This window comes from Terribium retamae (assembly GCF_022347545.1).
Lineage (GTDB): Bacteria > Pseudomonadota > Alphaproteobacteria > Rhizobiales > Rhizobiaceae > Mesorhizobium > Mesorhizobium retamae.
This window is the reverse complement of the sequence record NZ_JAKREW010000049.1, coordinates 1-11780: the sequence shown is the minus strand read 5'-3', so window position 1 is coordinate 11780 and position 11780 is coordinate 1. Positions and strand designations below refer to the sequence as shown.

Here is an 11780-nt window from a genome sequence, read left to right as displayed (position 1 = left end):
TTTGCATTTTGCGCAAGGCGAAGGGGTCAACGGCGCTACAGCACTTCGAACACGAGGGTCTTCACCTGTGCGTCTGGATCGGCGACGGCGTAGCAGCGGAACCACGGACTTTCTTCAAGAGAGCGCCATTTGCCGGCCTGTTCCAGTTCGACGAAGACGTCGCGGAAGCCGCCGATTTCAAACACCTGATCGCGCACGGTGAAGATGGCGTGGCCGCCGCTTTTCGTAACGCGCACCAGTTCGCGCAGGGCCGAAGCCGGCGCATGGCCGATCGTGAAGACACCAGTGGAGAAGAATGCGCGGAAATACCCGTCCGGCCAGGGCAGCGGGCCGCCAAGCATCGCCTTTTTCAGGTCGCCATAGGTCTGCCGGCCGGCGGCAACCTGCAGCATGTCGTCGGAGAGGTCGAGCCCAACCAGATCGGAATAGCCGAGCGCCTTGAGCTGTGGACCGGTCAGACCGGTGCCGCAGCCGGCGTCGAGCAGCGGACCCTCGCCCGCCGCCACATAACGTGTCACCCAGGCGGTGATCAGGAAAGGCAGCAGATAGCCGAGCGAAGCGGTTTCGCTGTCATAGCTTGCCGCCCAAGCGGCATAGGCGGCGTCGAGGGCGTCGGGTGAACCAGCGCCATAGACGGAATCCAGCGCCGCATGCGCCTTGTCGGTGTCCATCGCTTTCTCCCTGCAGCTCTCTCAGGCCAGCGTGGAAGCGAACAGCATCGGCGTCAACCGTGAAGCGTTTCCATTTTAACGAAAACGCGGAAACGCTCCAAGGGCGTGTTAGCCTTGGCGCTGGCTGCGCCGCATGCGCTGTTCCAGCGCTCTGAGCGCCAACGAAAGGCTGACGGTAAGGGTCAGGTAGATGTAGGCGACGATGGAATAGGTCTCGAAGAAGCGGAATGAGCCAGAAGCGTAGATCTTGCCCATCTGGGTTATGTCGGCAACGCCAAGCACCGAGACCAGCGAAGAATCCTTGGTGATGGCGATGAAGTCGTTGCCGAGCGGCGGCAGGATGACCCTGATTGCCTGCGGCATGACGATGAACCTGAAACGCTGCCCGCGGCCCAAGCCAAGCGCCTTGGCGGCCTCGACCTGGCCAATGTCGACCGACTGGATGCCGGCTCGGAAAATCTCGGCGATGAAGGGCGAATAACCGAAGGCAAGCGCGATGATGGCACGCCACAGCAGTGAAACCTCTCGCACCAGCAATGCGTCCATGTAGCCGGCCTGCTGCAGCGGCAAGGTAACAAAGTTCCAGCCTGCGACGAAAGCGGGCACGCCCGCGAAGGCGATCCAGAACAGCAGTACAAGCACCGGGATGCCGCGCATGATCTCTACATAGAAGCGTGCGGCCTGCCGCAGCCAGATCGATCCCGACAGTCCCATCAGCGCGATGCCAAGGCCGATCACCGCTGCCAGAAGGAAGGCTACCAGCGCGACGAAGATGGTGATGCCGATGCCTTGCGCGACGGTGGCGAAGACCTGAGCGTAGACGTCACTTGAGGCGATCGCAAATGCTGCGACCAAGGCGATGGCGACTGCTACCGCCAGCCACCAGGGAAATTCCTTGGTCTGCTTGCCAGATGCGGACGGGATCAATGTCGCGGCTCACCAAAGGAGGGGGGCAGCGCCTCGAAGCGATCGAGGATGGCAACGACCTGGCGGCCGCCTTCAGATAGGGCATAGACGACACCGCGCGGGAAGGTGGAGACTGCGTTCCGTTCGATCAGTCCCCGTTGCATCAGGCCGTCCAGACGTTCCGACAGCACTTTCGCGGTGATGCCGGGCAGGCAGGCCATCAACTCACCGTGTCGCCTGGCGCCAACGGACAGGTGCCATAGCATCAGCGCGTTCCAGCGGTGACCGAGGAAAGCTAGCCAATCCTCGACCGGGCACAAATCCGGTCGTCGCGGGGCAGGCGCTTCCAAGTTGGCTTCGGCCATCGCCGGTTCGGTCATGTTGGGTTCCCGTTTGGATAGTTCTGAGACGACATGGTTCTGTTCTCGAAACAGGAGAAAGCCAATGTCAAGAAAAGTCTATCAGCCGGCTGAGATGAATGGAGCTTTTGCGGCTGCCCGCAACGCAGGAAATCTCGATGAAATGCTCTCGCTCTACGAAGCCGACGCGCAGTTGCTGGTCGACGCGAGCGGGACGGCTCTCTCCGGCAAGGCAGCGATCGCGAGGGAATTGCAGATGCTCATCGATCTGCCCGGCACGATGGTATCGAACAATACGTTCTGCGTGGAGCATGGCGATCTCGCGCTGCTGCGCGCCGATTTCACGCTGACCGATGAGAAAGGCGCCATCGTCTATTCCGGCTTCACCGCAGAGATCATCCGCAAGCAGCCTGACGGCTCATGGCGCTATGTGATCGATCATGCCGGCGCCAGCCACTACGGCACCGGCTGATCTCAACACAACCGAACGATTACTGGCCGATCTTGTAGTCGAGGAACCACTTCTTGTTCAGGGCATCGATTGTGCCGTCGGCCTTGATGGCCGCGATCGCCTCGTTGACCGGTTTCACCAAGTCGGAGCCCTTGGCGAAGATGAAACCGAAATCCTCGGTGCCGAGGGGGCCGCCGACAAGCTTCAGCTTGCCTTCGGAGGCGTCGACATAACCTTTTCCGGCCGTGGAATCGGTGAGAACGACATCGACGTCGCCCGATTTGAGTGCCTGCACAGTGGCGCCGAAGGTCTCGAACAGCTTGATGCGCGGGTTCTGCTCGTTGCCGTCAAGCACGGAATAGACGGCGGTGTAGAAGGGCGAGGTTCCCGGTTGCGCGCCGATCAGGCCATCCTTCAGCGCTGCGAAGCTCTTGGCGTCGTTGAAACGGCTCTCATCGCCGCGCACCAGCATGAATTGTTCGTTGCGCATGTAAGGGTCGGAGAAATCGACCTTGGCCTTGCGCTCCTCGTTTATGGTGATGCCGGTCATGCCGATGTCGTACTGCTTGTCGGCAACGGCTTGGATCATCGCATCCCAGGATGTGTTCTGGTACTCGACCTTGAAGTTCAACCGCTTGGCGATTTCGTTCATGAAATCATATTCCCAGCCGATCTGCTTGCCCGATTTGGGATCGACGAATTGCAGCGGCGGGTAGGCATTTTCTGTCACCACCACGACTTTCTTACCGGCAAGGTCCGGCAAGGTCTGAGCCGCCGCGGCAATCGGCGCAAGAAGGCAGGCGGCAATCGCGGCCAGCACGAGTTTCGATCGGATCATGAAACTTCCCCCGAGGTACAAAGACCGCGGGCAAGCTATGTCAGCGGTCAAAAGGATCGCCGACATTAGCCGTCCGGCGCGACCATGCAAGCCGGCGCGCTGCAGCTGGAACGAAGAAATTGGAATTCAATACCGGGAAGTGACGGGATTGGGGGCGAATTATCCTTCGCTGCCCTGTTCAATCGTCGCGGCCTGGGCTTCCACAGTCCGCAACTGGCTGACCAGTCCATTCAGCGTATCACGCAGTTTGCCGAGCTCTGTCGGCTCAAGCGGCAACTGGCAGCCAAGGGCCTCCTGAATACCACTGGCCGCAGCGCGCAGCGCTTCTCCGTCGGTGGTAGGCTGTACTAGGACGCGCCGCTCGTCGGCGCGATCTCGGCGGCGGCTGATCAGCCCGCCCACTTCCATGCGCTTCAGCAGCGGTGTCAGCGTGGCCGGGTCAAGGCCAAGCGTGTCGCCCAATTCGCCCACCGTGCGGGGCGCCTTTTCCCACAATGCCAGCATGGTGAGATATTGCGGATAGGTCAGTCCAAGCGGCGCCAGCAGGGGACGATAGAGTTTCGTCATCAGCCCGCTGGCCGAATAGAGCGCGAAGCAAAGCTGCCGGTCGAGCCGGGGCGTTTGCACCCGGCTCGCAGCGTTTTTTTCGGTCGTTGTGTTTGTCGTGGTCATTCAGCCTTCACCGAAAGAGCGACGTCTACATTGCCCTTGAGCGCATTGGAATAAGGGCAGACCTTGTGAGCGGCAGCAACCAGCGCCTCGGCGGCGGCCTGATCCAGGCCCTTGGTTTCGGCTATGAGCTCAGCACCGAGCCGAAAGCCGCCCTCGCCGTTCGGCAGAAGGTCGATCTTCGCCGTCACAGCTGCGTCCGCCAGTGGCAGCTTCTGCTTGCCGGCAATGAAACGCATGGCGCTTTCAAAGCAGGCGGAGTAGCCAGCAGCAAAAAGCTGTTCCGGATTGGTAGCTCCACCCTTGCCGCCCAGTTCCTTCGGCATGGCGAGGTCGAGGCTAAGCAAGCCGTCGCCGGACTTCACATGGCCGGCGCGGCCCCCAACGGTACGGGCTACGGTGGAATACAGAGCGGACATCATCATCTCCATTTAATTTGTGCGCTAACGATTAGTACACAAATTAAATGGAGTCAACTTCCTTGTCTGCCCCTTTCCGCACGGGTTGTCTCCGAGAAAACCGGCGATTGCCGGAGAGACAGAACTGAAAAAGGCGGCCGAAGCCGCCTTTTTCAAATTCGATGCTATCCGAAGATCTTATTCGGCAGCCGCAGTTTCTGCAGCAGCCGCCTCGGCAGCAGCCTTCTTCTCGGCGGCTTCCTGAGCGGCCTTCTCGGCAGCCAGGGCCTCGGCGGCAGCGACCTTCTCGGCTTCGATCCGGGCCTTCTCGGCGGCGAGCGCTTCGCGCTCCTCGTCGTTCAGCTTGCGGGCGCGCACGCCGGTGTTCTCGGAAATGCGAGCCGACTTGCCGCGACGATCGCGCAGGTAATAGAGCTTGGCGCGGCGAACCTTACCGCGACGGACGATCTCGACCGCTTCGACCATCGGCGAGTAGACCGGGAACACGCGCTCCACGCCTTCGCCGTAGGAAATCTTGCGGACGGTGAAATTTTCCTGGAAGCCGGAACCGGAACGGGCAATCACGACGCCCTCATAGGCCTGCACGCGGGTGCGAGTGCCTTCGGTAACGCGCACCTGGACACGCACGGTGTCGCCGGGCTGGAATTCGGGCAGCTTGCGCTTGGCTTCGATCTTGGCGGCCTGTTCGGCCTCGAGCTGACGGATCAGATCCATCTTAAAATCCACTTCTTGTTCTTCCGACAGCCAGAGCGCCCTGCACTTGCCTTGCAGTCTCCTTCATGATGGGACCGCTCGGCTATGCCTTTCATCCAAGGATGTCCGGCAGGGGCGACTACACCGCCATTGTTGACGGGTCCGGACGATCTTGTCCGGTTCGGCGCGGCACATAGCGCTATTTCGCGCGTTTGTCACCTGTCCAACGGTATTTTTTACCGTGGCTGGTTGGTCAAGCCATCTCACAATGGCAAAAAGACGATCCAAAGGGAAGTTGCCCAATGACCGGACCCTACCCCATCCGCTTTGCCCACACGGCCTTGCTCGACATCGCCTACGAGGAGCACGGCGAGCCAGACGGCCAGCCGATCATCCTGCTGCACGGCTTTCCCTACGATCCGCGCGGCTATGACGAGGTCTGGCCGTTGCTGGCAGCACAGGGCCATCGCGTGGTCGTGCCTTATCTGCGGGGCTACGGGCCGACCCGGTTCCGCTCCGAAGCCACGATGCGTTCGGGCCAGCAGGCGGCCATCGCGCAAGACCTGATCGACCTGATGGATGCTCTGTCGATCGAAAAGGCAGCGCTTGCCGGCTACGACTGGGGAGGCCGCGCCGCCTGTATCGTTGCGGCGCTCTGGCCGCAACGGGCACGTTGCCTGGTAAGCGGCGACGGCTACAACATCCAGAACATCCCGGCCTCGGTAAAGCCGGCATCGCCGGAGGCTGAGTACCGCTACTGGTATCAATATTACTTCCATTCTGCGCGCGGCATGCGTGGGCTGACGGAGAACCGCGAGGAGCTCAGCCGATTGCTATGGAAGCTGTGGTCGCCGAGCTGGGGGTTCAGCGAAGACGATTTCGCTCGCAGCGCGGTGTCCTTTCACAACCCGGATTTCGTCGAGATCGTCATACACTCCTATCGTCACCGCTATGGCTATGCGCCCGGCGATCCTGTGCTGCAGAAAATTGAAGACCGACTGGCTGAACAGCCGCAGATCTCCGTTCCGACAATTTCCCTCTGTGGCGCCGACGACGGTGTCGGTCCGCCAGACAAGGAGGACAGCAGTCAGTTCTCCGGTCCGTTCGAGCGGCGAATACTGCCCGGTGTCGGTCACAATATCCCACAGGAGGCTCCGGAAGCGACGGCGCAAGCTCTGCTGGAACTGATCGGCAAGAGTTGAGATTGCTTGCGCTAAGGCAATGTGGTCCCTAAACCTCGCTGGGAACCGGGAGCCTGCCGACGCCTTGACATCCATCGACGCCGCCATCCTCTTTGCCGCTGGACTCCTGTCCGGGATCGTCAATGCCGTCGCCGGTGGCGGCACCTTTCTTACTTTCGGGGCGATGAGCGTGCTTGGCATTCCGCCGATCTCGGCCAATGCGACGTCCTCGATCACACAGTTTCCGGGCTATATCACATCGACGCTGGCCTATTGGAGCGACATCCGTGCAATCTGGCGCAGCGCGCTGCTGCTTTGCATCGTTTCGGCCATCGGCGCGCTAGGCGGCGCGCTTTTGTTGCTTGCACTCGACAATCCGTCTTTCCGCGCGATGGTGCCCTGGCTGCTGATCGCGGCAACGGCGCTGTTCGCCGCCGGGCCATGGCTGAAGCCGAAACCGAAGCTCGGCCAGCCGGCCGCTGTTGGCACCGTTCCGGGCGCTTTGATGCAGTTTGTCACCGCCATCTATGGCGGTTTCTTCGGAGCAGGCATGGGCGTGATGATGCTGGCAACGCTGGGGCTGACCCAGAGCGGCGACTACCACCGCCTCAATGCGCTGAAGAATATGTTCTCCATCGTCATTGCCGCAGTCGCCATCTTGATCTTCGTGTCAGGCGGCGTCGTGTCCTGGCCGGAGGCGATCGTAATGATCCCGGCAGTCGCCATAGGAGGTTATGTCGGCGTCTGGATCGCCAAGCGCGTGCCGCAGAACGCGGTTCGCGGCTTTGTCATCGCGGTGGGTTTGTTCCTGGCGGGATATTACTTCCTGAAGACCTAGCAGCCCTCACGGCGAAGGCTTCTCTGCCAACAGGTCCGGCCTTCGTTCTGCCGTCAGCTTCATTGCCTGTTCGCGCCGCCAGGCGGCGATCCTGGCGTGGTTTCCCGAAATCAGGACATCGGGGATAGGCCGACCCTCGAACTCCTGCGGCCGCGTGTAATGCGGATGCTCGAGGAGACCGTTCTCGAAACTCTCTTCCTCGCCAGAGCGCTCATTGCCCATCACACCGGGTAGGAGCCGCACGATCGCGTCGAGCAGAACCAGCGCTGCCGGCTCGCCACCGGAGAGGATGAAATCACCAATGGAGACCTCCTCCAGCTCGCGGGCCTCGATAACGCGTTGGTCGACGCCTTCGAAGCGGCCGCACAGGATGACGACGCCCGGTCCAGCCGCCAGTCCGCGCACGCGCGCCTGCGTCAATGGCTTTCCGCGCGGGCTCATCAGCAGCTTCGGGCGTGGATCGCCTTCGGGCGCGGCGTGGTCTAACGCGCGCGCCAGCACGTCGGCACGCATCACCATGCCGGCGCCGCCGCCAGCGGGCGTGTCATCGACAGTACGGTGCTTGTCGAGAGCGAAGTTGCGAATCTGGACCGGCTGCAAGGACCAGTCGCCGCGCTCCAGCGCCCGGCCGGCCAGCGAAAGGCCGAGCGCGCCTGGGAACATTTCCGGATAGAGCGTGAGAACGGAAGCTGAAAAGCTCACCGGTTGCCCCCGGCATCCCTTGGACCGCGCGGGCGACGCTTGGGGTCAAAGCCGTCGCGACCCGGTGCCGTCTCGCTATCCAACTCGCCATCGCCGTCTTCATCCTCCACCAAACCGGCTGCAACCGGGTCGATGCGCACGAAGCCGCCGACGATCGAAACCTCGGGCACGGCTGCCTGGGTGAACGGGATAAGCACGCCCTTGCGCGATCCGAGCGTAATGTCGAGGATGTCACCACCGCCGAAGTTCTGCACCGACACGACTTTCCCGATCGTGGCGCCGGTGTCGTCCTTCACCGCAAGGCCCATCAGGTCGGCATGGTAGAATTCATCTTCGTCGCCATCGTCGGGCAGGGCCGAGCGATCAACGAAGAGTTCCACATTTGTCAGTGCCTCGGCAGCATTGCGGTCGTTGACGCCTTTGAAACGCACCACGACGACATTGCCCGCGGGGCGGATATCGATGATCTCGAAGGCGCGACCGTCCTTCGAATAAAGTGGACCGTAGTCAGCGAGCGCCAGCGGATCGCCGGTGAAGGTTTTCACGCGCAGCTCGCCCTTGATGCCGTGCGCCGCGCCGATCACGGCCATCTGGATGGGATTTTTCGGTTTGCTCATAGGCCGCGCTTCATCGCTTGGTAACCTGAAAGGCAAATGCTGGCTCGGAGCACCTGCCTCCCAACGAGGGTCTGCCAGGTGTTCTAGTCAACGGGACCCGCTCTGCCAATGCAGGAATTCCTCATCGCCGCCAAACCTGACCTCCAGGCAGCCCGCGAAAGCTGGCTGAAAGCGCTGGCCGGCGAGCGCAGACTGTCCGCGCTGACGGTGGCGGCCTATGAGCGCGACACGCGCCAGTTCCTCCAGTTTCTAACTGGCCATGTCGGCGGCCCGGCCGGCATTGCCGACATCGCCGCCCTGCGTCCTGCCGACCTGCGCGGCTTTCTTGCCCAACGCCGCAACAACGGTGCCGGCGCCCGCACCTTGGGGCGTGGGCTTGCCGGTGTGCGTTCCCTGCTGCGTTTCCTCGAACGACGGGGCCTGGCGAACGCCGCCGGCGCGGTAGCACTGCGAGCGCCGAAACAACCAAAGTCGCTTCCGAAGCCGCTGACGGCAGCGGACGCGAAACGTGTCGTCTCCGCAGGTGAGCAAATGGCTGAGGAACCCTGGATCGCGGCGCGCAACGCCGCCGTCCTGACGTTGCTCTATGGTTCCGGTCTGCGTATTTCCGAGGCGCTCGGCTTGACTGGGGCCGATCTTGTGCAAGCTTCTGAGACTGTGCTGCGTGTGACCGGCAAGGGCGGCAAGGTGAGGCTGGTGCCGGTGCTGCCGGTTGCGTTCCAGGCAATTGCCGAATATCGCAAACTCTGTCCCTTCCATCTCGGTGCCGACGGACCGCTGTTTCGCGGGGCTCGCGGCGGGCCGCTCAACGCCGCAATTGTCCAGCGCGAGATGGTGAAATTGCGGTCGGCGCTGAACCTGCCTGAGACGGCCACGCCGCATGCATTGCGACATTCCTTCGCGACGCATCTCCTAGGACGCGGCGGCGACCTGCGCACCATCCAGGAACTGCTTGGCCATGCAAGCCTGTCGACGACCCAGATCTATACCGGCGTCGACACTGCACGGCTGCTCGACATCTACGAGGCGGCGCATCCCAGGGCCTGAAGTGACATTGAAGGCGATGACAATTTTCATCGCCGGATTAACCGTTTTGCCTCCTTTGGCGCATAGAACGATGGCATGACTCCCGTGCCGACCAAAGCTGACCGCATCGCGCTCCTTTCATTGAAGCTGCTTGCAGCGATCAATGTGCTTTTGTTCCTGTCATTCGCGGTGGTAGCACTGCTCACCGCCAACCGCGCGCATGCCGAGACCGTTGTCTGCAGCGGTGTCGATATGGTTGCCGGGCTGCAGAAAAGCGACCCGAATGCCTATGCCGCGATCGAAAAGGAAGCAGCCGCCGTACCCAACGGCAAGGGCCTGCTATGGAAGTTGGAGAAATCCGGCGAAAACCCGTCATGGCTGTTCGGCACCATGCATATGACCGATCCGCGTGTGGTGTCCTTGCCGGAAGCCGCGCAGAAGGCTTTCGACGGCGCCGAGACCGTGATCATCGAGACGACCGACGTGCTCGACCAGGGCAAGATGATGGCGGCGCTGGCCAAGGAGCCTGAATTGATGATGTTTACCGACGGCAGGACGCTGAATTCGTTCCTGTCGCCGGACGATGTGAAGGCGCTGGACAAGGGCCTGGATGCGCGCGGCATTCCCGCCGCTTCGGTTGCCAAAATGAAACCCTGGATGCTGTCGGCGATGGTTTCATTGCCGGCCTGCGAGATGGCTCGCAAGAGTGAAGGAAAGCCGGTGCTTGACGTCAACCTGGCTGAGCAGGCCAAAGCGGCCGGCAAGGACCTGAAAGGGCTGGAAACGGCCGCGGACCAGCTGCGTGCCATGGCTTCGCTGCCGATGGAACAACACATCAAAGGATTGATCGAGACGCTGAAGCTGGGCGACAAGATCAACGACGTGTCGGAAACGATGATCGTGCTCTACCAGCGTGGCGACATCGGCATGATCTGGCCGCTGTTTCGCGCCGCATTGCCGGATGCGGCGGGTGACGAGCAGGGCTATGCAGCTTTCGAGGAGGCCATGATCACGAAGCGCAACAAGGTCATGGCCGAACGCGCCTTGCCGATACTGGCACGTGGCAACGCCTTCGTGGCGGTGGGGGCTCTGCATCTGCCCGGTGCTGAGGGGCTTGTCGAGGATTTCCGCAAGGCAGGTTACACGGTCACTGCCGTGAATTGACAGCCTTCAGGCAACCCGCGACAGCATTGCCGGCACGATAATGCGGTGGAATGGCATGACGATTGCCAGATAGGCGCGACCGAGCAGGTTGTGCGTGGCAACGAGAGTCGTGGCGCTGACCGACTGCCGGCCGTCGCCAAGTTCACGCACTTCGACCAACAGCCTAAAGTCGAGATGCCGATCATCAAGACCGAGGACGATGGTGGAAGGGCTTTCGTCGATCAGAGGAAAAAATCCGATCTGTTCCCGGCTGGACGGTATGTCGGTAGGCCCAGCCTTTAGACCGAAGGGACGGACCATCAGGTTGCGCAAAGCCATCAACCAACCGATCCAAGCGGGCCTGCGCAAGATCACATATTCCGCTGCGGTGCGCGCATCAAGATTCCGGCCAGAGACCTCGATCGAATATCGGTCGGAGAACTGGGCGGCGGGCAGCTTATCGTGATGTCTGGAGAGATCGTGCATACGGGCCATCTCCTGTTGCCCCGAGAGTCCAAAAGGTACGGAGCAAGTGCAATTCTAGCACCACGCAGCAATAGAATCAGTTGACCAAATGTCGCTGTCGGGGCGCGGCGATTGATTCTGGGAAGGCGATTTTGACAGTAAAAAAGCCGGCTATAGATTTTGAACTACCGGTTTTAACCCGCCTGAATGCAAAAAAGCTGGGCGATTTGCTGATTTTAACGTCACTGTCGTTGTTTTGACGCCTTGCGGCTTCTAGATTCAAAACACAATCACGCGTTGCGCGTCGATTGGCGTTGATTGATAACTTTCTCCCAGGAGGACTTCCATGGCGGATTCATCCAACAGCTCTCCAAGCTCTGGTGGTGGCGGCAGCGGCTGGCTGATCGCGCTCGTTATCGTCGTTCTGGCCGTCGTCGCGTATTTTGTCTTCGGCCGCAGCGGCGGTGAGGCCCCGGCACCTGCCGAGCCTCCGGCAGCGAGCACGCCGGCTCCGGCTCCAGCGCCTTCCGCTGAACCGGCCAAGCCAGCTGAACCGGCCCCTGCCGAGCCCGCGAAGCCGGCAGAACCAGCTCCAGCCCCGGCAAATCCGGCTCCGGCTGCCCCGGCTCAATAACCGGAGACGTCATGAAACAGAACGGGGGGGGGGGGGGGGGGGGGGGGGGGGGTTTTGGGGGGGGGGGGGGGGGGGGGGCGCCCCCCCCCCCCCACTACGGCAAGATCCGCGCCACCGCAACCGACTGGCTCGGCCGTGTCGAGATCGATGCCGACCGTATTGACGACC

General features: G+C 61.7%; 16 protein-coding genes and 1 pseudogene. 7 read left to right on the top strand and 10 right to left on the bottom strand.

Annotated features, from left to right (window positions below; all coding sequences use genetic code 11):
- Window positions 1-35: 35 nt before the first annotated feature.
- From L4923_RS26825 to L4923_RS26815, 3 genes are all read right to left on the bottom strand, one after another.
- Window positions 36-671 carry a class I SAM-dependent DNA methyltransferase gene (locus tag L4923_RS26825; protein WP_239370166.1) on the bottom strand — a complete coding sequence of 212 codons (636 nt, stop codon included), beginning with the start codon at window positions 669-671 and terminating at the stop codon, window positions 36-38.
- Between the two features lie 108 nt (window positions 672-779).
- Window positions 780-1598 carry an amino acid ABC transporter permease gene (locus tag L4923_RS26820; protein ID WP_239370165.1) on the bottom strand — a complete coding sequence of 273 codons (819 nt, stop codon included), beginning with the start codon at window positions 1596-1598 and terminating at the stop codon, window positions 780-782.
- Complete coding sequence (locus tag L4923_RS26815) at window positions 1595-1957, bottom strand: winged helix-turn-helix transcriptional regulator (protein WP_239370164.1); 363 nt, start codon at window positions 1955-1957, stop codon at window positions 1595-1597. The genes L4923_RS26820 and L4923_RS26815 overlap by 4 nt, the downstream gene beginning before the upstream one ends.
- A gap of 64 nt (window positions 1958-2021) precedes the next feature.
- On the opposite strand from L4923_RS26815, the gene L4923_RS26810 reads away from it, so the two are divergent.
- The gene (locus L4923_RS26810) at window positions 2022-2408 is read left to right on the top strand and encodes a YybH family protein (protein WP_239370163.1); all 387 of its coding nucleotides are present in this window, start codon (window positions 2022-2024) and stop codon (window positions 2406-2408) included.
- A gap of 19 nt (window positions 2409-2427) precedes the next feature.
- Here the strand turns inward: L4923_RS26810 and L4923_RS26805 are convergent, their stop codons facing one another.
- From L4923_RS26805 to rplS, 4 genes are all read right to left on the bottom strand, one after another.
- On the bottom strand, window positions 2428-3225 hold the full coding sequence (locus L4923_RS26805; RefSeq protein WP_239370162.1) for a basic amino acid ABC transporter substrate-binding protein: 798 nt from the start codon (window positions 3223-3225) through the stop codon (window positions 2428-2430).
- Between the two features lie 159 nt (window positions 3226-3384).
- Window positions 3385-3897, bottom strand: coding sequence for a MarR family winged helix-turn-helix transcriptional regulator (locus L4923_RS26800; RefSeq protein ID WP_239370161.1), 513 nt, complete (start codon window positions 3895-3897; stop codon window positions 3385-3387).
- Window positions 3894-4319 (bottom strand): organic hydroperoxide resistance protein, encoded by a 426-nt coding sequence (locus L4923_RS26795; protein WP_239370181.1) that lies wholly within the window; start codon window positions 4317-4319, stop codon window positions 3894-3896. Before L4923_RS26795 ends, L4923_RS26800 begins: the two co-directional genes overlap by 4 nt.
- A 171-nt stretch (window positions 4320-4490) precedes the next feature.
- Complete coding sequence (rplS, locus tag L4923_RS26790) at window positions 4491-5027, bottom strand: 50S ribosomal protein L19 (RefSeq protein WP_239370160.1); 537 nt, start codon at window positions 5025-5027, stop codon at window positions 4491-4493.
- A 281-nt stretch (window positions 5028-5308) separates the two neighbouring features.
- Here rplS and L4923_RS26785 point away from each other — a divergent pair, with 281 nt between their 5' ends.
- Complete coding sequence (locus L4923_RS26785) at window positions 5309-6208, top strand: alpha/beta fold hydrolase (RefSeq protein WP_239370159.1); 900 nt, start codon at window positions 5309-5311, stop codon at window positions 6206-6208.
- Between the two features lie 64 nt (window positions 6209-6272).
- Window positions 6273-7025, top strand: coding sequence for a sulfite exporter TauE/SafE family protein (locus L4923_RS26780; RefSeq protein ID WP_239370158.1), 753 nt, complete (start codon window positions 6273-6275; stop codon window positions 7023-7025).
- A gap of 6 nt (window positions 7026-7031) precedes the next feature.
- On the opposite strand, the gene trmD is transcribed toward L4923_RS26780, so the two are convergent.
- Together trmD and rimM are read right to left on the bottom strand one after the other, a co-directional pair.
- Window positions 7032-7727 carry a tRNA (guanosine(37)-N1)-methyltransferase TrmD gene (trmD, locus tag L4923_RS26775; protein ID WP_239370157.1) on the bottom strand — a complete coding sequence of 232 codons (696 nt, stop codon included), beginning with the start codon at window positions 7725-7727 and terminating at the stop codon, window positions 7032-7034.
- Window positions 7724-8344 carry a ribosome maturation factor RimM gene (gene rimM / locus L4923_RS26770; protein ID WP_239370156.1) on the bottom strand — a complete coding sequence of 207 codons (621 nt, stop codon included), beginning with the start codon at window positions 8342-8344 and terminating at the stop codon, window positions 7724-7726. Before rimM ends, trmD begins: the two co-directional genes overlap by 4 nt.
- A gap of 108 nt (window positions 8345-8452) precedes the next feature.
- Here rimM and L4923_RS26765 point away from each other — a divergent pair, with 108 nt between their 5' ends.
- Complete coding sequence (locus L4923_RS26765) at window positions 8453-9391, top strand: tyrosine recombinase XerC (protein ID WP_239370155.1); 939 nt, start codon at window positions 8453-8455, stop codon at window positions 9389-9391.
- A gap of 75 nt (window positions 9392-9466) precedes the next feature.
- The gene (locus L4923_RS26760; RefSeq protein ID WP_239370154.1) at window positions 9467-10534 is read left to right on the top strand and encodes a TraB/GumN family protein; all 1068 of its coding nucleotides are present in this window, start codon (window positions 9467-9469) and stop codon (window positions 10532-10534) included.
- A gap of 6 nt (window positions 10535-10540) precedes the next feature.
- Here L4923_RS26760 and L4923_RS26755 read toward each other — a convergent pair whose 3' ends face one another.
- Window positions 10541-10999, bottom strand: a complete 459-nt coding sequence (locus L4923_RS26755; RefSeq protein ID WP_239370153.1) for a DUF2867 domain-containing protein — start codon at window positions 10997-10999, stop codon at window positions 10541-10543.
- Between the two features lie 325 nt (window positions 11000-11324).
- Here L4923_RS26755 and L4923_RS26750 point away from each other — a divergent pair, with 325 nt between their 5' ends.
- Both L4923_RS26750 and phnK read left to right on the top strand, forming a co-directional pair.
- Window positions 11325-11612: a hypothetical protein gene (locus L4923_RS26750; RefSeq protein ID WP_239370152.1), complete on the top strand. Its 288-nt coding sequence runs from the start codon at window positions 11325-11327 to the stop codon at window positions 11610-11612.
- A 92-nt stretch (window positions 11613-11704) separates the two neighbouring features.
- Window positions 11705-11780: pseudogene (gene phnK, locus L4923_RS26745) on the top strand (phosphonate C-P lyase system protein PhnK); the annotation flags it as partial.